At 67.0% G+C, this 26,439-nt stretch carries 24 protein-coding genes; 4 read left to right on the forward strand and 20 right to left on the reverse strand.

The annotated features are described in order from the left end of the window. Nucleotides 1-149: 149 nt before the first annotated feature. The 12 genes from ugpQ to BDI24065_RS15530 all read right to left on the reverse strand — a co-directional run bounded on the left by ugpQ (nt 150) and on the right by BDI24065_RS15530 (nt 12,286). The gene (gene ugpQ / locus BDI24065_RS15475; RefSeq protein ID WP_175032017.1) at nt 150-923 is read right to left on the reverse strand and encodes a glycerophosphodiester phosphodiesterase; all 774 of its coding nucleotides are present in this window, start codon (nt 921-923) and stop codon (nt 150-152) included. Between the two features lie 28 nt (nt 924-951). Next, the gene (locus tag BDI24065_RS15480) at nt 952-2,037 is read right to left on the reverse strand and encodes a sn-glycerol-3-phosphate import ATP-binding protein UgpC (protein WP_175032018.1); all 1,086 of its coding nucleotides are present in this window, start codon (nt 2,035-2,037) and stop codon (nt 952-954) included. A 32-nt stretch (nt 2,038-2,069) separates the two neighbouring features. Beyond that, on the reverse strand, nt 2,070-2,915 hold the full coding sequence (ugpE, locus tag BDI24065_RS15485; RefSeq protein ID WP_089444814.1) for a sn-glycerol-3-phosphate ABC transporter permease UgpE: 846 nt from the start codon (nt 2,913-2,915) through the stop codon (nt 2,070-2,072). Then, nucleotides 2,912-3,814 carry a sn-glycerol-3-phosphate ABC transporter permease UgpA gene (ugpA, locus tag BDI24065_RS15490; protein WP_175032019.1) on the reverse strand — a complete coding sequence of 301 codons (903 nt, stop codon included), beginning with the start codon at nt 3,812-3,814 and terminating at the stop codon, nt 2,912-2,914. Before ugpA ends, ugpE begins: the two co-directional genes overlap by 4 nt. Nucleotides 3,815-3,917: 103 nt before the next feature. Then, nucleotides 3,918-5,252 (reverse strand): sn-glycerol-3-phosphate ABC transporter substrate-binding protein UgpB, encoded by a 1,335-nt coding sequence (gene ugpB, locus BDI24065_RS15495; RefSeq protein WP_175032020.1) that lies wholly within the window; start codon nt 5,250-5,252, stop codon nt 3,918-3,920. 90 nt (nt 5,253-5,342) lie between these two features. Then, a complete protein-coding gene (locus tag BDI24065_RS15500; protein ID WP_254609770.1) occupies nt 5,343-6,527 on the reverse strand; it encodes a deoxyguanosinetriphosphate triphosphohydrolase in 1,185 nt (394 codons plus the stop codon). A 65-nt stretch (nt 6,528-6,592) separates the two neighbouring features. Further along, on the reverse strand, nt 6,593-7,672 hold the full coding sequence (gene aroB, locus BDI24065_RS15505; protein WP_175032022.1) for a 3-dehydroquinate synthase: 1,080 nt from the start codon (nt 7,670-7,672) through the stop codon (nt 6,593-6,595). Beyond that, on the reverse strand, nt 7,669-8,223 hold the full coding sequence (locus BDI24065_RS15510) for a shikimate kinase (protein ID WP_175015564.1): 555 nt from the start codon (nt 8,221-8,223) through the stop codon (nt 7,669-7,671). Before BDI24065_RS15510 ends, aroB begins: the two co-directional genes overlap by 4 nt. Nucleotides 8,224-8,263: 40 nt before the next feature. Beyond that, on the reverse strand, nt 8,264-9,895 hold the full coding sequence (gene pilQ / locus BDI24065_RS15515; protein ID WP_175032023.1) for a type IV pilus secretin PilQ: 1,632 nt from the start codon (nt 9,893-9,895) through the stop codon (nt 8,264-8,266). Continuing rightward, a complete protein-coding gene (locus tag BDI24065_RS15520) occupies nt 9,892-10,758 on the reverse strand; it encodes a pilus assembly protein (RefSeq protein WP_175032024.1) in 867 nt (288 codons plus the stop codon). Before BDI24065_RS15520 ends, pilQ begins: the two co-directional genes overlap by 4 nt. Continuing rightward, the gene (locus BDI24065_RS15525) at nt 10,755-11,363 is read right to left on the reverse strand and encodes a fimbrial protein (protein WP_175032025.1); all 609 of its coding nucleotides are present in this window, start codon (nt 11,361-11,363) and stop codon (nt 10,755-10,757) included. Before BDI24065_RS15525 ends, BDI24065_RS15520 begins: the two co-directional genes overlap by 4 nt. Further along, a complete protein-coding gene (locus BDI24065_RS15530) occupies nt 11,360-12,286 on the reverse strand; it encodes a competence protein ComA (RefSeq protein ID WP_175032026.1) in 927 nt (308 codons plus the stop codon). Before BDI24065_RS15530 ends, BDI24065_RS15525 begins: the two co-directional genes overlap by 4 nt. Before the next feature lie 226 nt (nt 12,287-12,512). Here BDI24065_RS15530 and BDI24065_RS15535 point away from each other — a divergent pair, with 226 nt between their 5' ends. After that, a complete protein-coding gene (locus BDI24065_RS15535) occupies nt 12,513-14,897 on the forward strand; it encodes a penicillin-binding protein 1A (RefSeq protein WP_438820014.1) in 2,385 nt (794 codons plus the stop codon). A 90-nt stretch (nt 14,898-14,987) separates the two neighbouring features. On the opposite strand, the gene cyaY is transcribed toward BDI24065_RS15535, so the two are convergent. Then, entirely contained in the window at nt 14,988-15,317 is a 330-nt protein-coding gene (cyaY, locus tag BDI24065_RS15540; protein WP_043191836.1) for an iron donor protein CyaY, read from the reverse strand. Nucleotides 15,318-15,353: 36 nt separating this feature from the next. On the opposite strand from cyaY, the gene lptM reads away from it, so the two are divergent. Then, the gene (gene lptM, locus BDI24065_RS15545; protein WP_175015552.1) at nt 15,354-15,632 is read left to right on the forward strand and encodes an LPS translocon maturation chaperone LptM; all 279 of its coding nucleotides are present in this window, start codon (nt 15,354-15,356) and stop codon (nt 15,630-15,632) included. 78 nt (nt 15,633-15,710) lie between these two features. Here lptM and msrQ read toward each other — a convergent pair whose 3' ends face one another. The 5 genes from msrQ to BDI24065_RS15570 form a co-directional block, all read right to left on the reverse strand. Then, entirely contained in the window at nt 15,711-16,403 is a 693-nt protein-coding gene (gene msrQ, locus BDI24065_RS15550) for a protein-methionine-sulfoxide reductase heme-binding subunit MsrQ (RefSeq protein ID WP_175032028.1), read from the reverse strand. A gap of 20 nt (nt 16,404-16,423) precedes the next feature. Beyond that, nucleotides 16,424-17,419 carry a protein-methionine-sulfoxide reductase catalytic subunit MsrP gene (gene msrP / locus BDI24065_RS15555; RefSeq protein ID WP_175032029.1) on the reverse strand — a complete coding sequence of 332 codons (996 nt, stop codon included), beginning with the start codon at nt 17,417-17,419 and terminating at the stop codon, nt 16,424-16,426. 158 nt (nt 17,420-17,577) lie between these two features. Then, entirely contained in the window at nt 17,578-18,768 is a 1,191-nt protein-coding gene (gene ccsB / locus BDI24065_RS15560; protein ID WP_175032030.1) for a c-type cytochrome biogenesis protein CcsB, read from the reverse strand. Between the two features lie 4 nt (nt 18,769-18,772). Continuing rightward, a complete protein-coding gene (locus BDI24065_RS15565; protein WP_175032031.1) occupies nt 18,773-20,989 on the reverse strand; it encodes a cytochrome c biogenesis protein ResB in 2,217 nt (738 codons plus the stop codon). A 216-nt stretch (nt 20,990-21,205) separates the two neighbouring features. After that, entirely contained in the window at nt 21,206-21,859 is a 654-nt protein-coding gene (locus BDI24065_RS15570) for a c-type cytochrome (protein WP_175032040.1), read from the reverse strand. 214 nt (nt 21,860-22,073) lie between these two features. On the opposite strand from BDI24065_RS15570, the gene yihA reads away from it, so the two are divergent. Further along, on the forward strand, nt 22,074-22,733 hold the full coding sequence (yihA, locus tag BDI24065_RS15575) for a ribosome biogenesis GTP-binding protein YihA/YsxC (protein ID WP_175032032.1): 660 nt from the start codon (nt 22,074-22,076) through the stop codon (nt 22,731-22,733). Between the two features lie 252 nt (nt 22,734-22,985). Further along, on the forward strand, nt 22,986-23,984 hold the full coding sequence (hemB, locus tag BDI24065_RS15580) for a porphobilinogen synthase (RefSeq protein WP_021161736.1): 999 nt from the start codon (nt 22,986-22,988) through the stop codon (nt 23,982-23,984). A 154-nt stretch (nt 23,985-24,138) separates the two neighbouring features. Here hemB and dsbD read toward each other — a convergent pair whose 3' ends face one another. Beyond that, nucleotides 24,139-25,986, reverse strand: coding sequence for a protein-disulfide reductase DsbD (gene dsbD / locus BDI24065_RS15585; RefSeq protein WP_175032033.1), 1,848 nt, complete (start codon nt 25,984-25,986; stop codon nt 24,139-24,141). Further along, nucleotides 25,979-26,305 (reverse strand): divalent-cation tolerance protein CutA, encoded by a 327-nt coding sequence (gene cutA, locus BDI24065_RS15590; RefSeq protein ID WP_089439039.1) that lies wholly within the window; start codon nt 26,303-26,305, stop codon nt 25,979-25,981. The genes dsbD and cutA overlap by 8 nt, the downstream gene beginning before the upstream one ends. Nucleotides 26,306-26,439: the final 134 nt, after the last annotated feature.

Consider the following 26,439-nt stretch of genomic DNA (forward strand, 5'->3'; position numbering starts at 1 on the left):
ATGGTTAATCCTGCTGCAATTTGTAGCGGATTTTTCCTGACGTAACGTCTCCACGATGCGAAACGCCCCGGCGGGAATCCCGCCGGGGCGTCGTTTTTTCGCGTCAGGCACGTTCCCGACGCCGGCTTCGCCGGCCGTCGGTACAGCCGTCAGACGATGGCGATGTCGTCCAGCGCATCGTGCGCAATCAGGTCGATCCGGTCCGTACAGACCGCGTCGACGCCCCAGCGCGCGAGTTCGCGTGCCCGTTCGAGGTCGTTCACCGTGTAAACCAGGATGCGCAGCCCGGCCGCCTTGATCGCACGCACGAGCGGTTCGTCGAGCTGTTTGTGGTCTGCATGCAACGAAACGCAGCCGAGCGCGCCGACGACTTGCGCATGCCAGTCGTCCGGCACGGCCTCGTAAAGCATCCCGCGCGGCAGCGCCGGCGCCGTCGCGCGCGCCTGTTGCAGCGCATCGAACGAGAACGACGACAGGAGCGGCGGAACCGCGGCATCGCGCCAGTATGCGGCAGCGTCGGCCGCCACCCGCTGCCCGGTCTCGCGCTCGCGCCCCGGGCAAGGCTTGATCTCGACATTGGCGGCCAGCCCGTGGGCAATGCAGCGCGCCGCCGCCGCCTCGAGCGTCGGCATCCGCTCACCCGCGAAGCGCGCGTCGCGCCATGCGCCCGCGTCGAGTGCGGCCAGCGCCTCGTAACGCATGCCCGCCGCCGCGCCGTGACCGTTCGACGTGCGGTCGACCGTGTCGTCGTGCAGCAGGAACGTCACGTCGTCGGCCGACAGCTTCGCGTCGAACTCGACCATCCGGTGGCCACGGCGCGCGCCCTCGTCGAGCGCGGCGAGCGTGTTCTCCGGCGCGAGCGTGCCGCCGCCGCGATGGGCGACGACGCGCGGATAGGGCCACCAGTCGGTACGGGTCGTCATCGTCGGTCTCTTGGCAAGGTCAGCAGGTTCAACCGGCACGCTTGCCGGTCTCGGGATCGAAGAAATGCAGCCGGTGCGCAGGCAGCGCCGCCGCCAGCGCCGTGCCGCGCGCCGGGCGATCCGCGTGCGGCAGGCGCACCGCGACGTCGTGATTGCCCCAGCGGCCGTGCGCGAGATTGTCCGCGCCGAGCAGCTCGCACGAGTCGACCGGCAGCGTCGCCTGCGCGACGCCCGGTTGCGGCGTCATGTGTTCGGGACGCACGCCGAGCACCCAGTCGCGCCCGGTGGCGATCGCCGTGCCGATGCCGGGCGCGCCGGCAACCGGCAGCGCCGGGCCACCGCCCGCGACCGTAAACGTCGCGCCGTCGTCCGACAGCCGGCCGTGCATCAGGTTCATCGCCGGCGAGCCGATGAAGCCCGCGACGAACACCGTCGCCGGCTTCTCGTACACGTCGACCGGCGCGCCGATCTGCTCCGCGTAGCCGCGGTTCATCACGATCACGCGCTGCGCGAGCGTCATCGCCTCGATCTGGTCGTGCGTCACGTAGACGCTCGTCGTCGCGAGCCGCGCATGCAGCCGCTGGATCTCGAGCCGCATCTGCACGCGCAATTTCGCGTCGAGGTTCGACAACGGCTCGTCGAACAGGAACACCGACGGCTCGCGCACGATCGCACGCCCCATCGCGACGCGCTGCCGCTGGCCGCCCGACAGCTCGCGCGGCCGCCGCGCGAGCAGCGGCTCGAGTTCGAGGATCTTGGCGGCCGCGGCCACCCGCGAGTCGATCGTCGCGCGCTCGATCCCGCGGATCTTCAGCCCGTAGCCCATGTTCTGCGCAACCGTCATGTGCGGATACAGCGCATAGTTCTGGAACACCATCGCGATGTCGCGATCCTTCGGCTCCAGCATATTGACGACGCGCTCGCCGATCGCGATCTCGCCGTCCGTCACCGTCTCGAGCCCCGCGATCATCCGCAGCAACGTCGACTTGCCGCAGCCCGACGGGCCGACCAGCACGATGAATTCGCCGTCGGCGATCTCCACGTCGATGCCATGCAGCACGTGCTGCTTGCCGTCGTAGGATTTCCTGACGCCCTTCAAGCTCAGCGCAGCCATTCTTGGTCTTTCTCCCGGTTGCCGTCCGTCATTTATTTCTCGGAATCGACGAGGCCGCGCACGAACCAGCGCTGCATCGCCAGCACGACGACGAGCGGCGGGATCATCCCCAGCAGCGTCGCCGCCATCACGTATTGCCATTCGGTCGCGGCGTCGCCGCTCGCGATCATCGTCTTGATGCCCACCACCGCCGTCGACAGCGACGCCTCCGTCGTGATCAGGATCGGCCACAGATACTGGTTCCAGCCGTAGATGAACGTGATCACGAACAGCGCCGCGATGCTCGTCTTCGACAGCGGCAGCACGACGTCCCAGAAGAACCGCAGCGGCCCCGCGCCGTCGATGCGCGCGGCGTCCATCAGTTCGTCGGGCAGCGTCATGAAGAACTGGCGGAACAGGAACGTCGCGGTCGCCGACGCGATCAGCGGCAGCGTGAGCCCCGCATAGGTGTTCGTCAGGTGCAGCGTCGACACGACCTGCACGGTCGGGAAGATCCGCACTTCCACCGGCAGCATCAGCGTGATGAAGATCAGCCAGAACGCCGTGTTGCGGAACGGGAAGCGGAAATAGACGATCGCGTACGCGGACAGGATCGACACCGCGATCTTGCCCACCGCGATGCCGAGCGCCATCGCGAAGCTGTTCACGAGCAGGCGGCCGAACGGCGCGGTCGTGCCGCCGCTGCCGTGCCCCCAGATATACGCGACGTTCTCGAACAGGTGCGTGCTCGGCACGAGCGACAGCGGCACCGTGAACACTTCCTGCGCGTTCATCGTCGCCGCGCAGAACGCGACGTAGACGGGAAACACGATCAGCACGACGCCCGCGATCAGCACCGCGTGGCAGAACAGGTCGAAGCCCTTGCGATTTTCGATCATGCGTATTGCACCCTGCGTTCGACGAAGCGGAACTGGATCACCGTAAGCCCGACGACGATGATCATCAGCACGACCGACTGCGCGCCCGAGCTGCCGATGTCGAGCCCCTGGAAGCCTTCCGCGAAGATCTTGTAGATCAGCGTCTTCGTGCTCTGCGCCGGGCCGCCGCCGGTGGCCGCGTCGATCACCGGGAACGTGTCGAAGAACGCGTAGACGAGGTTCACGACCAGCAGGAAGAAACTGGTGGGCGACAGCAGCGGCAGCGCGATGTTGAAAAAGCGCCGCACCGGCCCGGCGCCGTCGATTGCGGCCGCCTCGATCAGCGAGCGCGGGATCGCCTGCAGGCCCGCATAGAAGAACAGGAAGTTGTAGCTCACCTGCTTCCACACCGACGCGAGCACGACGAGGAACATCGCCTGGCCGCCGTTCAGCGCGTGGTTCCACACGATGCCGCTCTTCGCGAGCGCATAGGTGATCAGGCCGATGCTCGGGTTGAACAGGAATGCCCACAACACGGCGGCAATCGTCGGAGCGACCGCGTACGGCCAGATCAGCAGCGTGCGGTACACGCGCGCGCCGCGGATCACGCGCGCGCCGCGGATCACGCGATCGGCGCATGCGGCGAGGATCAGCGACACGACGAGCCCGCTCACCGTGACGAGCGAACTGAACACGAGCGTCGTGCGGAACGAATCGAGATACAGCGGATCGGCGAACAGGTGCGTGAAGTTCGCGAGACCGACGAATTCGCTCGACGTGCCGAACGCATCCTGCATCTGCGTCGACTGCCACAGCGCGACGCCGGCCGGCCACAGGAAAAACACGGCGGTGATCGCGAGCTGCGGCGCGATCAGCAGGTACGGCAGCAGGCTCGTACCGAAACGGGAACGGGATTGCATCGCGGATATCCGGTCAGGCGTAGCGGAAAGGGGGTCGTGCCGCCGACCGGCGCGCGCATCCGTACAGGACGCGACGCGGCCGGCGGCACGATGCGATGCGGGCTCAGCCGCCCGACTTCTCGAAGCGGCGCAGCAGTTCGTCGCCGCGCGACGCGGCCGAATCGAGCGCGTCCTTCGGCGATTTCTTCTGCGCCCAGACCTGTTCGAACTCCTCGTCGACCACCATGCGGATCTGCGGCATGTTGCCCAGGCGCAGCCCCTTCGTGTACGGCAGCGGCGGCTTGTTCAGCATCTGCTTGATCGCGGTTTCGGCGCTCGGGTTCTTCGCGTAGCAGCCCTGCTGGCGCGTGAGGTCGTACGCGGCGGTCGTCACAGGCAGGTAGCCCGTGTCCTGGTGCCACTTCGCGGCGACAGCCGGCGAAGCCAGGTAAGCGAGGAATTTCGCGACGCCCTTGTAGGTCGCCGGATCCTTGCCGACCAGCACCCACAGGCTCGCGCCGCCGATGATCGCGTTCTGCGGTGCGCCCTTCACGTTCGCGTCGTACGGCATCATGCCCGTGCCGTAGCTGAACTTCGCGAACTTCTGCACGTTCGCGAGCGCGCCCGACGACGTCGTCAGGATCCCGCAGTCACCGCTGTAGAACTTCGCCGACGCCTCATCCTTGCGGCCCGCGTACGTGAACGTGCCGTCCTTCGCCATCTGCTGCAGGAACGAGATGTGCGCGATCTGCTGCGGCTTGTTGAATTCGAGCACGGCGTCGGCGCCGTCGAAGCCGTTGTTGCGGCTCGCGAACGGCAGCGCATGCCACGCGCTGTAGTTCTCGAGCTGGATCCAGCCCTGCCAGCCGGTCGTGAAGCCGCATGCCATCCCCGACTTGCGCAGCTTCTCGGCATCGGCCTGCACGTCGGCCCACGTCTTCGGCGGCTGGTTCGGATCGAGGCCGGCCTTCTTGAACGCGTCCTTGTTGTAGTACAGCACCGGCGTCGAGCTGTTGAACGGCATCGACACGAGATGGCCCGTCTTCGCGTCGCTGTAGTAGCTCGCGATGGTCGGCACGAACGCCTTTTCGTCGAGCGGCACGCCGGCCTGCTTGAACACGTCGTGGACGGGCACGACGGCCTTCTTCGCCTGCATCATCGTGGCCGTGCCGACTTCATAGACCTGGAGGATCGCCGGTGCGTTGCCGCTGCGATAGGCAGCGATGCCGGCCGCGAGCGCCTGGTCGTAGGTGCCCTTGAATACCGGCACGATCTTGTAGTCGCTCTGCGACGCATTGAACTGGTCGGCGATCGCATTGACCCGCTCACCGAGCGCGGCCTCCATCGCGTGCCAGAACTGGATCTCCGTGGCGGCAAGCGCCACGTGCTGCACCCCGAACATCAGCGCGCCGCCGAGCGCGATCGAACGAACCAGTGTCCCCGCAGGCTTCTTCTTCATCGACCTCTCTCCTATGAAAACGTTACCAACAGCGCGTGCAACATTCCCATCGCCATTGAACCGGCGAAGTCTAGTGATCGTTTGTGACAGTCAGTTGTCGCTGATGACGAACAGGCGCTGATACTCCTTCAGCGCGAAGCGGTCGGTCATGCCGGCGATGTAGTGCGCGACGAGACGCGGCTGCTGCGCGGTGTCGTCGGACTGGTACGGCGGCGGCAGCAGCCGCGGATCGTCGATGAACGCATCGAACAGCCCGGTGACGACACGCTGCGCCTTGCTCGCCATGCGCATCACCTTGTAGTGGCGATAGAGATTCTTGAAAAGGAAGCGCTTGAGGGCGGCCGCCTGCGCGGCGACCGTTTCGCTGTGCGACACGAGCGGCGGCGCGACGCGCACGTCGTCGAGCGACGCGGGCGCGACGCGCGCGAGATTGCGCGTCGTCTCGTCGATCAGGTCGACGATCAGCGTGTTGATGATGCGGCGCACCGTCTCGTGCACGAGGCGGCGGCCTTCGAGGTGCGGGAATTCGGCCAGCGCCGCCTCGTAGTGGCGCTGCCACAGCTCGACTTCCGCGAGCTGTTCGATCGTGATCAGGCCGGAACGCAGGCCGTCGTCGACGTCGTGGTTGTTGTACGCGATCTCGTCCGCGATGTTGGCGAGCTGCGCTTCGAGCGACGGCTGGCGGCCCTGCAGGAAGCGCTCGCCGAGCGCACCGAGCTTGCGCGCATTCTCGCGCGAACAGTGCTTCAGAATGCCTTCGCGCGTCTCGAAGCACAGGTTCAGCCCGTTGAACGCGCCGTAGTGCTCCTCGAGCTCGTCGACGACCGCCAGGCTCTGCAGGTTGTGCTCGAAGCCGCCGTGCTCGCGCATGCAGGCATTCAGTGCGTCCTGCCCGGCATGGCCGAACGGCGTATGGCCGAGATCGTGCGCGAGCGAGATCGCCTCGACGAGATCCTCGTTCAGGCGCAGGTTGCGCGCGACCGAGCGCGCGATCTGCGCGACTTCGAGGCTGTGCGTGAGGCGCGTGCGGAACAGATCGCCTTCGTGATTGACGAAGACCTGCGTCTTGTATTCGAGCCGGCGAAACGCGGTCGAGTGGACGATGCGGTCGCGGTCGCGCTGGAATTCGGTGCGCGCCGCCGGCGGTGTTTCCGGATGGCGACGGCCGCGCGACTGCGACGCATGTGCGGCATACGGAGCGAGATGGGCTTCCAGCGCCGCCAGCGTCGGCGGCTCGACCACCGGCGCAGTGGATGCTTGGCCGGCTTCGGGCAGTGTGCTGCTGGATGTCTCGCTCACGTCTCCTCCATGTCAGGGGCGCCGGGGCATCCGGGCCGCCGTTAGCGGGTCGTCTGGGCCAGTGTAGCGAACACGGCTTCGTCCGGCGCCTGCGTGATCAGCGTATCGCCGAATCGCTTCAGCAGGATGAACTTGATCGCGCCGGCCTCGGCCTTCTTGTCGACGCGCATCAGGTCCATGTAGCGCGCGTCGCCGAGCGCGGGCCCGCGGGTCGGCAGGTGTGCGGCCGCGATCACCGCATCGAGACGCTGACGCGACGCTTCGTCGAGCAGGCCGAGCCGCACCGACAGGTCGCCCGCCATCACCATCCCGCAGCCGACCGCCTCGCCATGCAGCCACTCGCCGTAGCCGAGCCCGGCCTCGATCGCATGGCCGAACGTGTGGCCGAAGTTCAGGATCGCGCGCAGGCCGCCTTCACGTTCGTCGGCCGCGACCACGCTCGCCTTGATCTCGCACGAGCGCTTCACCGCGTGCGCGAGCGCAGCCGGGTCGCGACGGTTCAGCGCGTCGACGTTCGCCTCGATCCAGTCGAAGAATTCCGCATCGGCGATCGCGCCGGTCTTGATGATCTCGGCAACGCCGGCCGCCAGCTCGCGGTCGGGCAGGGTCGCCAGCGCGCCGATGTCCGCGATCACGGCCTGCGGCTGGTAGAACGCGCCGATCATGTTCTTGCCGAGCGGGTGGTTGATGCCCGTCTTGCCGCCGACCGACGAGTCGACCTGCGACAGCAGCGTCGTCGGCACCTGGATGAACGGCACGCCGCGCATATAGCACGCGGCCGCAAAGCCCGTCATGTCGCCGATCACGCCGCCGCCGAGCGCGACGAGCGTCGTCTTGCGGTCCGCGCGGTCGGTCAGCAGGCCGTCGAAGATCAGGTTCAGCGTTTCCCAGTTCTTGTACGCCTCGCCGTCCGGCAGCACGACCGTCGACACGCGCTTGCCGAGCGGCGCGAGCGCCGCGCGCAGCGCATCGCCGTAGAGCGGATCGACCGCCGTGTTCGTGACGATCGTGACGGACGAACCCAAGATGTGAGGCGCGAACAGCTCGGCGCGGCCGATCATGCCGGCACCAATGTGAATCGGATAGGCGCGGTCGCCCAGATCGACGTTGACAGTAATCATGCTTGTAGCGGCTTGGCGATAACGCCTGCCAGTTCGAGTTGCATCAGCACCATGTTGACGAGACCGTTGACCGACGGACGGCCGGTCTCGATGACGAAATCCGCGCATTCGCGGTACAGCGGGTCGCGTACTTCGTACAGCGCTTCGAGACGCCCCTTCGGATCTTCGGTCTGCAACAGCGGGCGGTTCTTGTCCTTGCGCGTACGCAGCCACAGGTCGTGCGGATTGGCGCGCAGGTAGACGACGATGCCGTTGTTTTTCAGGCAGTCGCGATTTTCCGGGCGCAGCACCGCGCCGCCGCCCGTCGCGAGCACGATGTTCTCGCGCTGCGTGAGATCGGCGATCACCTGCGTTTCGCGATCGCGAAACCCGGCCTCGCCCTCCATCTCGAAGATCACCGGAATGCGCGCGCCCGTGCGGGCCTCGATTTCATGGTCGGAGTCGAAGAACGTCCTGTCGAGACGACGCGCGACCGCGCGGCCCACGGTGGTCTTACCCGCTCCCATAAGGCCGACGAAAAATACGTTTGCATGTGGGTCCCGCGCTTGCAACGGCTTCCTCTGCTTCAATCTTGCTGGTGTGTGGCGCAGCTTACTGGCAAAGCGGCTGCCTTGTCGAGCCTGCGCCGGCGGCTTCCGGCCCCGTTTTATCGGCATCTGCGCTGCCCGCGCCGCGCGCATCGCAGCGCGCATCGACGACGGTCGGCGTGATGAAGACGACCAGTTCGTTGCGCTGGTCGCGCTGCGCGCGGTGCCGGAAAAGCGCGCCCAGAAACGGTATTTTGCCCAAGAGCGGCACGCGCGTCACATCGTTCCGGTTCAGTTGCTCATAGATCCCGCCAATTGCGACCGTCCCGCCGTTCTCGACCTCGACGCGCGTCTGTACGTGTTTCGTATGGATCGCCGGGCCGGCCGCCGTCGGCTCGCCGATGCTGTCCTTCGTCACGTCCAGGTCGAGCACCACGCGCCCGTCCGGCGTGATCTGCGGCTCGACCTCGAGCTTGAGCGTGGCCCGGCGGAACTGCACACCGCTCACGCCGTTGCCGACCTTCGCCTGATAGGGTAGCTCCGAACCCTGCTCGACGATGGCCTTGACGCGATCGGCGGTCACCACGCGCGGGCTCGAGACGATCTGACCCCGCCCCTGCGCCTCGAGCGCGCTCAATTCGACATCGAGCACACGGCTGAGCGGCGCGGCGAACAGCGTGAAACCGGCAGTCGCGGCTTCGAAGCCGCCGAGCGGCCGCGCAGCAAGGTCGAGCGCGTTGCGCGCGCCGGCCGTGAACGTGGCGCTCTCGCCGGACGGCGGCCGCTCCTGCGCCCGCAGCGCGACGCGTGCGCCGAGATTGCGCGAAAAGCCCTGCTCGCCCTCGACGATGCGGGCCTCGATCCGGACCTGTCGCGACGGCAGGTCGATCGCGTCGATCAGACTCGCGATCTGGTCGAGGCGCGGTGCGAGCTCGGTGACGAACAGCAGGTTCGTGCGCGGATCGGCTGCCGCGGCGCCGCGCTTCGACAGCAGGCGCTGCCCGGTCGCGCCGGCCAGCAGCCGTTGCACGTCCTGCGCGCGTGGGTAGTGCAGCGCGAACGTCCGGCTCGCAAGCGGCTCCAGATCGGCGGCACGTGCATGCATTTCGAAGCGCTCGCGTTCGCGCGCGGCCAGTTCGGCCGCCGGCGTGACCCATATCACGTTGCCCCGCCGGGACATCGCGAGCCCGTGCGTGTCGAGCAGCGTATCGAAGGCATCGCGCCAACGCACATTGTTCAGACGTAACGAGACGGTGCCGCGCACCTGCTCGCCGACGACGATATTGAGCCCGGTGAACCGCGCGAACGCGTCGAACGCGGCCGCGAGCCCCGCGCCCTGAAGATTCAGCGAGATTCGCCGCGTATCGTCCGCATCGCCCGGTTGCCGTGCCGCTGCGTCGCCGATCCGGGCCGGCGGCGCCAACGGGATCGGCGGCCCCTCCAGCCCGGGTGCCGGGGTGGCGGCCTCCGCCTGAAGCGCCGCGCGAACCGCCTGGTCGAACGGGGGCGGGCCGGCCTCCGCCGATACTGTGTCGTCCGCACCGCCCACCGCACCTTGGGGCAACGGCGTGCCCGGCACCGGCATATCCATTGATGCGGCAGGCCAGACGGTCGGCAGCGGCGGCAACGAGGCGCTTGCACCGGCCGCGGTTAATCCGGCCCAGACGACGAGCACCCGACATCCACGCTTCGTCATGGCCGCCTCCCGTCGTCCAGCGTGACTCGGTACGCACCGTCCGCCGTCGCGAGCGTCACGGCAACGGGATCGACTCGCACCACCCGCGCAGACCCGAGCGCTTCGCCGGGCACCACGGCCGTGAACGCGCCGCCACCGTCGTCGAACAGCGCGAGACCGGCGCGCCCATCGCGAATCGTGCCTGCCAGGCGGGCCGCCGCGCCCTCCGCTTCAGACAAGCCAGCCTCGCCGAACGGATCGGCACCGGGCGTGTCGGCCAGAACCGGCGTCTCCCCGCCCGCGGACGTTGCCGCCGGCAGCTCGGGAAACACGTCGACAGACATTTCCACCCGCGCGGCCTCCCTTCCCCGCTCGACACGCAGCGCAGTCGGCACCGCCAGCACCGGGAAACGCGCCAACCCGCCAACCATCTGCAGCAGCGCGCGAAAGCCGCCCTCCGCGACGATGCGTACCGTGTGCCGGCCGTCCTGCGCGGCACCATCGGTACGTAGAGGTTCGATCGATACGCCGCGCAGCCCGCTCGACGCGGCGCGATCGGCCAGTTCCAGCATCAACGCGGCCCATTCCGGCGCACGCGACAAGCGACCGCCGTGTGCCGCCGCCGGATGCACGTCTCGCTGCCGTACAGCGGCCGCCAGGACGCGCCGCGCGTCGGCCTCACGCATCTGCGCCGCTGCCAGCATTGCGCGGCTGTGCGCGAGCCCGCTCCAGTCGGCGGCATTCGCCAGATGAATGCCGCCCGCCAGTACAGCCGTGAACGCGAGCCCGCAGCCTGCGATGTGCGCAGCAGCCGGCGGCACGCGCCGGATGCCGCCAAGCCACCTGCCATCGCGCGGTGCTAGCCGATGCACGTGCGCCGTCATGCGCCACCTCCCGACGCTTTCCGGGACGGCCGCGCGTCGTGCCAGCGCAACTGGACCGAGAACCGGAACGGCATCCCGCCGGTCGCGATCGGCGCATCCGAAGCCGGCTTCAACGCATCGATATCGATCCGCCAGCCACGTTGCTCGCGCGCCATCCCCGCGAGCCATCGCGCGGCCGCCCGGTAGCTCGCGGCGCGTGCATCGAGCACGGCACCGGCGGACGTCGTGCGCAGCGCGTCGAGCCGGACGGTGCCGTCGCGCACCTGCGCCAGTGCGGCGAGCAGCCCCGCCACGTGCCGGTAGGGCACGGCAAGCGCAGCCGCCTGCGCGTCGCGCTGCGCGGCAACAGCCACAGCCTTGGCGGCGCGCGTCGCAGCACCCACCTGCGGCTGCAACTGCCGCAGCCGCGCCTCCACGCCTGCACGCTCGGCATCGACGCGCCACCGTGCCCCGGCAGCGGCGCCCGTCCACAGGCTGGCGCCGAGCACACCGAACAGAATCGCCGTACCGCACTGCACGGCCCGACGACGTCGCAGCGCCTGCGCCTGCCGCTCGCGGTACGGCAGCAGGTTGAAGCCGCCCGGCTCCGCACGACAGGCCGTCATTCCCACACCCCGCGCAATGCCAGCCCGAAGGCGACCGCCCATGCCGGGCCGCCCGGCATGCCGGCGGGCTGGCACGGCTGCCCGCGCCAGCCCGTGCAGTCGAACGACACCGCAACCGTGCCGAGCACGTCGCCAATCTCGGCAACGGACGTATCGAAGCGGGCGATACAGCGCTCGTCCCCGGCCACGAGTACGCAACTCACCGCCCCGAGCGCGCGCCGGCGCAATGCGTCGAAAAACGCCCCCGGCACGGCGCCGGACAGCGTCAGCACCGGTACGGCAAGCGGACCGTCGATGCGCCAGCCGTGCACGCCCGAGTCGTGGAACCAGAGCGCCGCGTAGGAGCCCGCCTGCGCGTCGGGGTCGAATTGCGCGGCATAGCGCAACGCTCGCAGCGCCGCGGCCGACTCGCCGTCGACCACCGTCAGGTCGACACCGGCCTGCGCGGCCACATCGATCCGGCGTTCGAGCAGCGCCAGCGGGGCCACGGCAACCTCGATCTCGCCCGCCCCCGCACCGCCATCCTGCCGCCAGTCGAACGCGAGACTGTCCGGCGCCAGCCCCGAGATGCGTTCGGCCGCCTGCCGCGCGGCGTCCTCGACGTCGTCCCGCCCGGCCAGGTCGAGCGTCGCGGTGCGCATTTCGTCATCGTGCAACGCCATCACGCCGCGCGCGTCGCACCGCACGCCGGCCGCCGCCAGCCTCGACACGGCTGCGGCCAGCGCACGCGCGACCGCCGCCCAGCGCGCATCTTCCGGCCCGCAGGCCAACCCGGCCGGCTCCCGCTCGAGCCCCTCGACGCACACCTCCGCGCCCCGACCCTGCCGGCTCAGCACGACCACCCTCACCTCGTCCGCACCGACGTCGATTCCCGTCGATCGGTGCCCGCCCTGCGCAAACCGCGCTCTCCATCGTCCCGCCATCCCTGCCTCCCGAAATCGTCGCGGCCCATGCCGCGTTTCCGAGACCTGATTCTGCAAAGCGGCGCGCGTGACCGACAGTCGGCCTAACGGCCAACGCCCGCTCGCGACGGCCGCGCGCGGGCTATGCTGGAAGGACGCAGACCCGCGGCTTCGCGGCGGGTAGCCCCCGCGTCAGGACCGGTCTTACCGGGCAGCTATAATCGCGGGACTGTTTTCCGGTATGCCTATGCAATCCACGACCCCTACGTCCCCGCCTCCCGCCCCGGAGCCGAAAAAGCGGCCCTGGTGGCAAAAAGTCCTGCTCGGATTCGCCACGATGTGCGTGGCGCTCGTCGTGGCCGGCGGCCTCGTGCTCGGCTATGCGCTCGTCGTCGCGTGGCCGAACATGCCGTCGCTCGACGCGCTGACCGACTATCGCCCGAAGGTGCCGTTGCGCATCTATACGTCCGATCACGTGCTGATCGGCGAATTCGGCGAAGAGCGCCGCGACGTCGTCCATTTCAAGGACGTGCCCGACTCGCTGAAGAAAGCGATCCTCGCGATCGAGGACGCGCGCTTCTACGATCATGGCGGCGTCGACCTCACCGGCATCGTCCGCGCCGGCTTCGTCGCGCTGACGAACGGCCATGCGTCGCAGGGCGCGAGCACGATCACGATGCAGGTCGCGCGCAACTTCTTCCTGTCGAGCGAGAAGACCTACACGCGCAAGATCTACGAGATGCTGCTCGCATACCGGATCGAGCGTGCGCTGACGAAGGATCAGATTCTCGAGGTCTACATGAATCAGATCTATCTCGGCCAGCGCGCGTACGGCTTCGCGAGCGCCGCGCGGGTCTACTTCGGCAAGGACCTGAAGGACATCTCGCTCGCCGAAGCCGCGATGCTCGCCGGGCTGCCGAAGGCACCGTCCGCGTACAACCCGGTCGTGAACCCGAAGCGCGCGAAGGTGCGCCAGGAATACATCCTGCAACGGATGCTCGAGCTGAACTTCATCACGCGCGAGCAGTACGACGAGGCCGTCGCACAGCCGCTCGTCGTCAAGGGTCCGGGCCGCGATTTCAGCGTGCACGCCGAGTACGTCGCGGAAATGGTCCGACAAATGATGTACGCGCAGTACCGCGAGGAAACCTACACGCGCGGCTTCAACGTCGTCACGACGATCGACTCCGCGGACCAGCAGGTCGCGTACACCGCGCTGCGCAAGGGCATCATGGATTACGAACGCCGGCACGGCTATCGGGGGCCGGAAGGCTTCATCGAGCTGCCGGCCGGTGCCGACGACCGCGAACAGGCGATCGACGACGCGCTGCTCGAACACCCCGACAACGGCGAACTGATTGCCGCGGTCGTCACGGCCGCCACCCCGCGCCAGATCACGGTTGCGTTCATCGACGGCAGCAATGCGACGATCGAAGGCGACAACCTGCGCTTCGCATCGGGCGCGCTGTCGGCGAATGCGCAGCCGAATCGCCGCATCCGCCCGGGCGCGATCGTCCGCGTCGTGAAGAACGACGCCGGCAAATGGTCGATCACGCAGTTGCCGCAGGTCGAGGGGGCGTTCCTGTCGATCGTCCCGCAGGACGGCGCGATCCGTTCGCTCGTCGGCGGCTTCGACTACAACAAGAACAAGTTCAACCACGTCACGCAGGCGTGGCGGCAGCCGGGTTCGTCGTTCAAGCCGTTCATCTACTCGGCGTCGCTCGACAAGGGCCTCGGGCCGGCAACCGTGATCAACGACGGCCCGCTGTATTTCAGTGCCGCCGAAACGGGCGGCCAGCCGTGGGAGCCGAAGAACTACGGCGGCGGCTTCGAAGGCCCGATGTCGATGCGCACCGCGCTGCAGCGCTCGCGCAACCTCGTGTCGATCCGGATCCTGAACCACATCGGCACGAAGTACGCGCAGCAGTACATCACGCGCTTCGGCTTCGACGCCGAACGCCATCCGGCCTACCTGCCGATGGCACTCGGCGCGGGCCAGGTCACGCCGCTGCAGATGGCGGGCGCGTACTCGGTCTTCGCGAACGGCGGCTACCGTGTCAATCCGTACCTGATCGCCGAAGTCACCGATCCGAACGGCGCGATCGTCGTGCGCGCACAGCCGCTCGTCGCCGAGCAGAACGCACCGCGTGCGATCGACGCACGCAACGCGTACGTGATGAACAGCCTGCTGCAGAGTGTCGCGCAGCGTGGCACGGGCGCGCGGACCAACGTGCTGAAGCGCACCGACCTCGCGGGCAAGACCGGCACGACCAACGACTCGCACGACGCGTGGTTCGCCGGCTACCAGCACACGCTCGCCGCAATCGCGTGGATCGGCTACGACAATCCGCGCAGCCTCGGCGATCGCGAAACGGGTGGCGGCCTGTCGCTACCGGTCTGGATCGACTACATGGGCGCGGCGCTGAAGGGCGTGCCCGAGTTCAAGCCGACGGTGCCGGACGGCGTCGAATCGCTTGGCGGCGAGCTGTACTTCACCGAGTTCGCGCCGGGTCACGGTTTCGTGTCGACGGTCGGCGTACCGCAGGCGCCGGCCGCGCAGAACGTCGACGCCACCGTGCCGCACGTCGACGAGCAGGAAAAGCAGGACATCATGAACCTGTTCGCGCACTGACCATCGGCCCGGACATGAAAAAAGCGCCCCGCGGGGCGCTTTTTCTTTGGGCACCGTCTCGGGGCGTAGCCCCGGCTTCGGCCCTGGCCGTTACGGCGCGCTGAACGTGATCGCCAGGCCGGCCTGTTGCGTCGCGTATTCGGTGAGCGCCGAGAAGAACTCGGTGCCCGTGCGCGTATCGCGCCATTCGCCGTCGATGAAACGGTAGTGGAAACCGCCCGCCTTCGCGGCGATCCACACTTCCTTCATCGGCGGCTGCAGGTTGACGATGATCTTCGAGCCGTTCTCGAACGTCAGCGTCAGGACGCTGCCGTTGCGCTCCAGATCGATGTCGTGATCGCCGTCGTTGGCGTCGTCGACAGTACGCTCGACGGCCGCCAGCACGGCCTCGGCACGGGTCAGGTATTCGGTATCGGACATGCTAAACTCTATCGGTTCAATTGTTCAGGGACGATCATGCGAGTCGTTTTCCGGATGAGCGCGATTGTAGCGGCTTTGGCGATTCTTGCCGGCTGCGGTCAAAGCGGCGCGCTCTATCTGCCCACCGTGCCTCCGATGCCCAAGCCACTTCAGCAGCAGGACACGCCGCCGTCGGACGTGAAGCCGACCGATGAAAACGCGTCGTCCGACAGTGTGCCCGATTCGTCCGGCACACCGCTCACGCTGTCGCCCGAATTGTCGAGCGGCGCATCGTCCATGCCCGCACCGGCATCGAGCCCTGCCGTCGCGAAGTAACGGCGTGCCGCCTGCACGGCGCGTGAAACAAGGCGATGACTTTCCGGTCATCGCCTTTTGTTTTTCCAGGCTGCGCCGTCACGCGCGCACGCGCCGCCATCCCCATGCAATGACGCGCCAGCCGAGCAGCGTGGCCACGATCGCCGCATAAAGCTTCGGCTGCGCGAGATTGTGCTTGCCGGCCCTCATCCACCAGAAGTGCAGCACACCGAACAGCGCGATCGCATAGATCGCGCTGTGCAGCGTCGCCCAGTGACGGCCGAGCCGGCGCACCATCGCGCGCGGCGACGTTACCGCGAGCGGAATCAGCAGCACGAACGCGGCGAAACCGACCGTGATGAACGGGCGCTTGCCGACGTCCTTCAGGATCGCGACGACGTCGAACCACTTGTCGAACCACAGGTAGGTCGTGAAGTGCAGCGTCGCGTAGAAGAACGCAAACAGCCCGATCATCCGGCGAAAGCGCAGCAGCGTGGCGAACCCCGTCATGCGCCGAAGCGGCGTGACGGCGAGCGTGACGCACAGGATCACGAGCGTCCAGAGGCCCGTCGAGCGCGTGATGAATTCGATCGGATTCGCGCCGAGCCGGTCGGTCAGCCCAAACAGCACGAGACGCACGAGCGGATACAGGCCGGCCGCGAAAACCAGCACCTTGGCCGGCGCGAGCCAGCGCGGCGCGGCGGGACGAGCAGCACCTGCCCGGGCGGCACGTGCAGCCGGACCGGCGCCGGCCGTGGGCGTGGGCGTGGCCGTCAGCGTCGAAGGGGGCATGTCGTTTCTCACCGTCGCCCTCAGAAATTCTTCTTCAGGTCCATGCCCTGATACATCGACGCGACCAGATCGCCGTAGCCGTTGAACATCAGCGTCTTGCGCTTCGGCGTGAAAAAGCCGTCCTCACCGATGCGCCGCTCGGTCGCCTGGCTCCAGCGCGGATGATCGACGTTCGGGTTCACGTTCGAATAGAACCCGTACTCGTTCGACGCGTACGTGTTCCAGCTCGTCTTCGGCTGCTTGTCGACGAAGCGGATCTTCACGAGCGACTTCGCGCTCTTGAAGCCGTACTTCCACGGCACGACGATCCGAACCGGCGCGCCGTTCTGGTTCGGCAGCACCTGCCCGTAGACGCCCATCGTCAGCAGCGTCAGCGGGTTCATCGCCTCGTCCATCCGCAGCCCTTCCGAGTACGGCCAGTCGAGCACCGGCGTCGAGAGGCCGGGCATCTGCGACGGATCGGCCAGCGTGATGAACTGCACGTATTTCGCGTTGCCGGTCGGCTGCACGCGCTTGATCAGTTCGGACAGCGGCACGCCGATCCACGGGATCACCATCGACCATCCCTCGACGCAGCGCAACCGGTACACGCGCTCCTCGAGCGGTGCGAGCTTCAGCAGTTCGTCGAGATCGAACACCTTCGGATGCTGCACCTCGCCCTCGACGCTCACGCGCCACGGGCGCGGCCGCAGCGTGCCCGCGTTCTGCGCGGGGTCACTCTTGTCGGTGCCGAATTCGTAGAAGTTGTTGTAGGTGGTGATGTCCTTGAACGGCGTCACCTTGTCGGCCGCGACGAATTTCGGATTCGTCTTTGCCGCCAGCTTCGCGGCCCGCGCATCGGGCGACGCATAGGCGGCCAATGCCGCGCCGCTGCCGCCGAGCAGCCCGCCCGCTGCTACGAGGCCGGCCGCCTGCAATACGCGCCGCCGGTTCTCGAATACCGCGCGCGGCGTAATCTCGCTCGACGCAATATCCGTGCCGGTCAGGACGTTCCGCAAAGGGCGTTTGATCCACATCGTGCTGCTCCTCCTGCATGCGCCGCGCGCAGTTTCATGAGCGTTCGACCCGACCCGTCTTGCGCCGTTCGACGCCCGGACCGCCCGCCCGTTACAAAAGAAAACCGCCGGGCACGCAGTGCACCGGCGGTCTCATAGTCGGACGAACAGCGGAATTCTTACAGCTTGCCGTAGCTGTGCAGCCCGGACAGGAACATGTTGACGCCGAGGAACGCGAAGGTCGTCACGAGCAGGCCCGTGAGCGCCCACCATGCGGCCACCGTGCCGCGCAGGCCCTTCATCAGGCGCATGTGCAACCACGCCGCGTAGTTGAGCCACACGATCAGCGCCCAGGTTTCCTTCGGGTCCCAGCTCCAGTAGCCGCCCCATGCTTCGGCGGCCCACAACGCGCCGAGGATCGTCGCGATCGTGAAGAACGCGAAACCGACCGCGATCGACTTGTACATCACGTCGTCGAGCACTTCGAGCGTCGGCAGGCGATCTGCAAGCACGCCGCGTTCCTTCATCAGGTACGCGACCGACACCATCGCCGACAGCGCGAAGCTGCCGTAGCCGATGAAGTTCGCCGGCACGTGGATCTTCATCCACCAGCTCTGCAGCGCCGGCACGAGCGGCTGGATCTGCTGCGCATCGCGCGCGACCGAGTACCACATCAGGAAGCCGACGGCCGCGCTGATCACCAGCAGCACGAACGCGCCGAGCGCGCGCGTGCCGTAGTGGCCTTCGTAATACAGATAGAGCAGCGCGGTGATCAGGCTGAACAGCACGAACACTTCATACAGGTTCGACACCGGAATGTGCCCGACGTCAGCGCCGATCAGGTAGGACTCGTACCAGCGCACCATCAGGCCGGTGAAGCCCATCAGCACAGCAACCCACGTGAGCTTCTGGCCGATCGCGGAGCCCGACTCCGAGCGCGCAAGCAAGCCGATCCAGTAGAAGATCGTCGCGAGCACGAACAGCGCGCTCATCCACAGGATCGCCGATTGGCTCGACAGGAAATACTTGAGGAAGAACGCCGAATCGGCGCGCGCGAGATCGCCCTGGTAGATCTGGATCGACAGCAGCGCCAGCACGGCGATCGACGCCATCATCAGCCGCGCGGGCTTCCAGCGCCAGCCGAGCGTGATGAGCGCCGGCACGGTGCCGATCATCACCGCCTTGTCGTAGTAATCCATGTGCGCGTTGTAGTGCACGAGCGCATAGCCCGCGCCCACCACGAGCGCCAGTGCGAACAGCCAGTCGAACAGCGACAGGCGCGCGAGGAACGGACGGTCGTCGAACAGCGGCGACACAGCCGGAGCCTGGGCCGACGCCCGATGGGAAGAGGAAACTTGCGTGAGATCCATGATGTTACCGGGTGGAATTCTCGGAATCGGAACCGTCGCCGGCAGGCGGACGGGCCGTCGATGCCGCACGGGCGGGCGCGGCGTCGCGAGGTGCGGCGTGCAGGGCGGCACCGGCCGCGTCGCGCGTCTGCACGAATTCTTTCTCGAAATCGAAGGTCTTGCGGGCCGTGGACATTGCCATCACCACATCGACGCCCGAACCGGCGTCCTTCAACCAGAACCAGAGGCGCCGCTCGCGCACGTAGAACATCGAGAAGATGCCGGCGACCAGCAGCAGGCTGCCAAGATACACCAGATTCTTGCCGGGTGCGCGCGTCAACTGAAATACCGAAGCTTGCACCTGCTTGAATGAGTCAAGCTGCAAATAGACCGGCGATCCATACAAAAAGCTGTCGGATAGCGCGTTGATCGCGTTCTGCACGAAACGGATCGTGTCGGTGCCCTGCTGCGCCGCCGGCTCGCCGGCGCGCTCGCGCGCGATCTGCCAGACCTCCCACATCGAGCCTTCGAGCATCCGCAGCAGCAGGCTCGCGGCCTTCTCCTGCTCGGCCTTCGGCACCGAGCGGTCGATGAACGTCGCCACGGCCTGGAACCCGCCGATCGGCTGGCCGTCGGCGCCTCGGCCAACGCTGTCGTCGCTCGCCGCAAAAAGGGTCAGCACCTTCAGTGCGCTGTCCTGCAGGCGGCTGCGCAGCGACGCGTCGGTGCCCGGCAGCGACCGCTGCGCGAAGCGCGCGGCGGCTTCGGCGCGCACGGACGGATCCTCGAGCGCGGCGCGCAGGTGCATCCATTCGCCGATCGAATCCTGGCTGTCGGCCGGAATCCGCATGTAGCGGAACGGGTCGTTCGGGCTCGCACGCACGCCGGCGAGGAACACACGCTCGCCGTTCATGTCGACGGGCAGCATGTAGTTGTTGAATTCGCGCGCCTGGCCGTCCTTGCCGCGGATCTTGTACTGCACGGACGGGCCGATATTGTGGAGCTGCGTCGGCTTCGACGTCTTCGCGCCGGAGCCGAGCCGTTCGTCGAACACTTCCTTCAGCGAGTTCGTCGTCGCGACGCCGCGCACGTCCGGCTTGCCGTTCGCGTCGGCCATGTTCTCGACGTTGATCGCGCGGAAATCGGAGAACTCGATCGTGTCGCCGTCGTTGCCCGGCATCTGCAGCGGCGCCGAACTGCCGATCGTCCCCTTCACGGGGAAGGTCGTCGCATTGCCGCCCGTCATCGGGTAGGCCGTCATCTGCATCTGCGAGCCGCCGTCCTGGAAGCTCGACTGGTAGATCGACACGCCCTTGTACGTGAACGGCTTGTTGACCTCGACGCGCGCCGGGATCTTCTGGCCGGTCTCGCGATCGATCACGACGATGTCGCTCGCGAACAGCTTCGGCATGCCCGTCGTGTAGTAGTCGACGATGAACTTGTTGAGCTGGATCGAGAACGGCAGGTCCTGGATCAGCGAGCCGCTCGGCTGGTTCAGGATCGCGGTCGACACGAACTGGCCTTCGGGCACCCACGCATAGCCGCGGAACGTCGGGTTCGACGCGGACAGGCGATGGTCGGGCGAGATCTCGCTGATCGTCGCGCTCGTGTTGACCGGGCTCTTGCCGAACATCCACATCTGGAATTTGATCGGCAGGTTGCTGTCGAGCAGGCCGCCGATACAGATCACGACGATCGCGAGGTGCGCGGAGATGTAGCCCCACTTGGTCATCGCGCCGCGCTTCGCCGAGATCAGCGTTGCGCCGTCGTTCTCACGCACGACGTGCTTGTAGCCGGCCTTGGTGACGAATGTGGCAAGCGTTGCCGCGACCGTCGCGCGCGTGCCGGACGTCGTGTATTCGGCCTTGTGGTGGAACGCGCGCAGGCTGCCTTCGCGAACCTTGTCCTTCCAGCTCTTCGCATCGGCGAGCATCTTCGGCGCGTTGCGGATCACGCACAGCGAGATCGACACGACGAGGAAGATCAGGATCAGCATGAACCACCACGCGCTGTACACGTTGTACAGGCCGAGCGAGCGGAAGATGTCCGCCCAGAACGGCCCGAACTGGTTCACGTAGTTCGGATACGGATCGTCCTGGGTCAGGACCGTGCCGATGATGCTCGCAATCGACAGCACCACCAGCAGCGCAATCGCGAAGCGCATCGAGCTCATCAACTCGATCGCGCGCCTCGACGCACCCTGACCCGACTTCGACTGCAACCCCGACGTGGTAACGCTCATTCAAACTCCGACTTAGGGGAAACAGCCCCCTCGCTTACTGTATTCGCTCGGGGGGCGCAGCCCCCCATCTCCCGCAAGCCTCTCCATCCCGGCTTGGCCCGGCGCGTGCCGACAAAAAAGAAGGGCGAGGCAACCGCAACGATGCGGCGCCCCACCCTTTTCTTGTTCTGACTCCGGCCGCCCTTCGGGCGCCCGGTCATTCTCGCTGCTGACCGCTCAACGCAGGCCCGCGATGTAATCCGCGACGGCCTTGATCTCGTTGTCCGACAGCCGCGTTGCGATCTGATGCATCGCCTCGTTGTTGTTACGCACGCCGGCACCCTGCTGGAACGCGGTCAACTGCGCGACCGTGTAATCGGCCCATTGCCCCGACAGACGCGGATACTGGACCGGGATCCCCTGCCCTGTCGGCCCGTGGCAGCTCGCACAGGCGGGAACGCCCTTCTCCGCGATGCCGCCGCGATAGATCTTCTGGCCGATCGGCACGGTCGCCGCATCGCGTGCGGTACCGAGCTTCGTCGTCTGCGACCCGTAGTACGCGGCGACGTTGCGCATGTCGTCCGCGCTCAGCGCGCTCGCGAATCCGACCATCACCGCGTTGGTACGCACCGGCCCCTTCGCGCCCGGCTGCGTCTTGAAGTCGTTCAACTGCTTGACCAGATATTCGGGATGCTGGCCGGCAAGCTTCGGGAAACTGCCCGACGCGCTATTGCCGTCGGCGCCGTGACACGACGCGCAGACCTGCCCGGCAATCGCCTTGCCGCGGTCGAGATCCGGCTTTGCCGCATCCGCCGCGTTTGCCTCCGCTACGAAACCTACGAACCCTGCTGCAACCTGAAGCACCATCAGAGACTTGCACAGTCGATTCATTCGCACACCCTGTTTCGTCTTGTGGGAATTTGAGGTTCTGCAAAAAACGACGGCGTTCAGTCTACCGCAGAAGCTACATAAAAGCGCGAGGCAGGCGCCCGGTAGCCTTCGGTAAAACCGCCGTATTGTACAATATCGTGTTGAAAGCTCCGGCGCCTATCGGGGCTACCCCGCCTCCACCAAGCGGCTTGCGCCGCCCGTCCTTCCGGTTCCCATGGCCTTTCTGCTCCATCAAGCCCGCTTCTACACGACCGTCAACCATCTGCGCGACCTGCCGCCGACGGTCCAGCCGGAAATCGCGTTCGCGGGCCGCTCGAATGCCGGCAAGTCGACGGCGATCAACGTGCTGTGCAACCAGAAGCGGCTTGCCTTCGCGTCGAAGACGCCCGGCCGCACGCAGCATATCAACTACTTCTCCGTCGGCCCGGCCGCCGAGCCCGTCGCGAATCTCGTCGACCTGCCCGGCTACGGCTACGCGGAAGTGCCCGGTGCCGCCAAGGCGCACTGGGAAATGCTGCTGTCGTCCTACCTCGCGACCCGCTCGCAGCTTTGCGGCCTGATCCTGATGATGGATTCGCGCCGCCCGCTGACCGACCTCGATCGCCGCATGATCGAGTGGTTCGTGCCGACCGGCAAGCCGATCCACACGCTGCTGACGAAGTGCGACAAATTGACGCGGCAGGAAAGTATCAACGCGCTGCGAACCACGCAAAAGGGGCTCGATGCGTATCGTGACCAGGGTGTTCAGGGCAAGCTGACGGTTCAGCTGTTCTCGGCGATGAAGCGCATTGGGCTCGACGAGGCGCACGAGCTGATCGAGAGCTGGCTGCGGCCGTCCGTCGCCGACGAAGAAAGCGCGCCTGTAGCACAATGATCGGGCAACGCGCGGCCGGGATCGGCGGCGCGCACCTGACGGCGCCTGCGGTTTCGGCCGGCTCATAAAAAAACCCGCCGTTGAACGGCGGGTCAAACAGCCTAATCGAAAAACGACAGGCACCCGCTCAGGGAGGAGAAGCGGGGAGCTGCACGCGACGCGTGCCGCTCGATCGCTATCATATACCAACGCTCCCGAAAATGACCTAAGGGTTCCGTAAGGTCTTACTGCCCTGATTTCTACCCAATCGCCATGAGCTTCCATCCGCTTCATCGTCCGCGCCGGATGCGCCGCGACGACTTCTCCCGGCGCCTGATGCGCGAAAACCGCCTGACCACCGACGACCTGATCTATCCGGTGTTCGTCGTCGAAGGCACCAACGAACGGCAGCCGGTGCCGTCGATGCCCGGCGTCGAACGCGTGTCTGTCGATCTGCTGATGCATGTCGCCGAGCAGTGCGTCGAACTCGGCGTGCCCGTGCTGTCGCTGTTCCCGGCCATCGAGCCGTCGGTCAAGACGCCTGACGGCCGCGAGGCAGCCAATCCGGAAGGCCTGATCCCGCGCGCGGTGCGCGAGCTGAAGAAGCGCTTCCCCGAACTCGGCGTGCTGACCGACGTCGCACTCGATCCGTACACGAGCCACGGCCAGGACGGCGTGCTCGACGAAAACGGCTACGTGATCAATGACGACACGATCGAGATCCTGATCGATCAGGCGCGCGCGCAGGCTGAAGCCGGCGTCGACATCGTCGCCCCGTCGGACATGATGGACGGCCGCATCGGTGCGATCCGCGAAATGCTGGAAAGCGACGGTCATATCCACACGCGGATCATGGCCTATTCGGCCAAGTTCGCGTCGGCGTTCTACGGCCCGTTCCGCGACGCGGTCGGCTCGGCGTCCAATCTGGGCAAGGGCAACAAGATGACCTACCAGATGGATCCGGCGAACAGCGACGAAGCGCTGCGCGAAGTGCGCCTCGACATCGACGAAGGCGCCGACATGGTGATGGTCAAGCCCGGCATGCCGTACCTCGACATCGTGCGCCGCGTGAAGGACGAGTTCCGCTTCCCGACCTACGTGTACCAGGTGAGCGGCGAATACGCGATGCTGAAGGCCGCCGCGATGAACGGCTGGCTCGATCACGACAAGGTCGTGCTGGAATCGCTGCTCGCGTTCAAGCGTGCGGGCGCCGACGGCGTGCTCACGTATTTCGCACTCGACGCCGCGCGTCTGCTGAAAGCACAACGCTGATTGCCCGCCGGCGGGCGGAAAGAAAAACGGCGGGACACTTCGGTGTCCCGCCGTTTTTTATTTGTCGTCGATCGAGCCCGCCGGTCCCGGCCTGCGTCAGCTCACGGCGCACAAGCGCGCCGGTTCGCCGCCGGCACGCTCGCGACACGCATGGTCATACCGTCGGGACCGCAGCCCGGTCGAGGCTGCGCAGGAACGTCTCTGCCGCCTGATAGCCGACCACGCGGCCGATCTCGTTGCCGCTTCGATCGAAGAAGATGATGCCCGGCGGCCCGAACAGATTGAAGCGCTTCAGCAGCGCCTGGTCGTCCGGGTTGTTCGCGGTGACGTCCGCACGCACGAGGTGAAGCTGCGCGAGCCGCGCCTGCACGCGCGCGTCGGTAAACGTCAGATGCTCCATCTCCTTGCAGCTCACGCACCAGTCGGCATAGAAGTCGAGCATCACGGGCTGGCCCGCCGTCTTCAGCAGCGTGTCGAGTTCGCCGCTCGAGCGCACCGATACGAACGCGGGCCCGTCCTGCGCAGCGGCTGCGCCTGCTGCCGTCGTACCGCCGGACGCAACCGTGCGTGCCGCCAGCACCGCCAGCGGCTTGACCGGATCGGTCGATCCCGCAGCCAGGCCAACGAGCAGCGTGGCCGCCCAGATCGCGAGCGCAGCGCCCACGCCACGGCCGAGACGACGCCAGATAGACGTGGCGCCGGCATTCGGTGTGAACAGGCCGAGCGCAGCGGCCGCGATGAGCAGCCACAGCGCGGCGAGCACCATCTTCAGGCCACCGGCCAGCACCGGCCACACGATCCACAGCGCGGCTGCGAGCAACACGATGCCGAAGAACACCTTCACGCCGTCCATCCATGCACCGGCGCGCGGCAGTACCGTCCCGGCCCCGACGCCGACGACCAGCAGCGGGACGCCCAGCCCCAGCCCCATCGCGAACAGCGCGGCGCCGCCGAGCAGTGCATTGCCCGTGTGCGCGATGAAGGCGAGCACCGCGAACAGCGGCGCGGTCATGCATGCGCCGACGACCAGTGCGGACAGTGCGCCCATCGCCGCGACCGCGACGAAATGGCCGCCCTGGCGCGCGCCCGATGCCTCCGCAGCGCCGTTCTGCCAGCGCGCGGGCAGCGCAATGTCCTTGCCCGAGATCAGCGAGACGGCAAACGCGGTCAGCAGCACGCCGAATGCGCCGAGCACCCACGGGTTCTGCAGCCATGCACCGAGGCTCTGGCCGACCAGCGCCGCGGCGATGCCGAGCACCGTGTAGACCAGCGCCATGCCGACCACATAGGTCAGCGACAGCGCGAAGCCGCGCGCATGCGTCGCGCGCGTGCCCTGACCGATGATGATCGCCGACACGATCGGGATCATCGGGTACGAACACGGCAGGAGGCTCAGCACGACGCCCGCGACGAAATACAGGGCGACGATCGTGAAGAAACCATGCCCTTCGAGCAGTGACTGCGCGAAATCGGCACTCGTGACCTTGTCGAACCAGCTGCCCGCAGCAGCCGTATCGCCGGACGACGAGGCCGCGCCCAGCGCGGCGCCGTCGACCTTCACGACGTGCTCGGCCGGCGGGTAGCAGATGCCCTCGTCCGCGCACCCCTGCGACGTCACTGCGAGTTCGAACGGGCCTGACGCCTGCTTGACGGGCACGTGCACGACCACTTCGTCACGGTAGGTCTCGACGTTCTTCTGGAACGTCTGGTCGAACTTCACGTGGCCGGCCGGGAATTGCGGATCGCCGAGCGTCGCCTGCCCGCTCTTCACCGCGAACGCGAACCGCTCGCGGTACAGGTAATAGCCGTTGGCGACCTTGAAGCGGACGTCCACCTGTCCCGGCGATTCGCTCGCACTGAACTTGAACGCCACCGACGGATCGAGGAAATCGTCGGCCGCGCGCGCGACCGACAGGCCGCCCAGCACGAGCATGAACGACAACAGGACTGCGAGGAACCGCAGCGCGCGCACGCGCACGGGAAGCGCCATACCGTTAAACATGAAATAGACGTTGAGTTTCGCTGGTCACCCACTGGCCGTACGCGGCCGATGCCGTCGTCTGCCACGAGACGATTTCGGGCGTCTCGTAGGGATGATGCGCGAGAATAAATCGCTCCAGTTCGAGCGCCCGCACGGGGCTCGTCTTGAACAGCAACTGGATCTCGTCGGCCGTTTCGACCTTGCCCTGCCAGTGGTAGCGCGACTTGATCGCACCGAGCTCCGACACACACGCGGCAAGCCGCGCATCGAGCGCACCGTCGGACAGCGCCTTGGCGGTCTCGGCATCGGGCACCGTCGTCAGCATCAGCACCACTATCATCCGCGCCCTCCTGGCTGGTCTATCGGCTCCTGCCGACGCGGATTGCCCACCTGGGAAGCGCGCCGGCTGCCCCGTATCGTAGCGCAGCCTGCGCAACGCTGCCGGCACCGCCCTGCGACAATCGATCGCAGCCG

It is taken from the genome of Burkholderia lata, from assembly GCF_902499025.1.
GTDB classification, from domain to species: Bacteria; Pseudomonadota; Gammaproteobacteria; order Burkholderiales; family Burkholderiaceae; genus Burkholderia; species Burkholderia lata_C.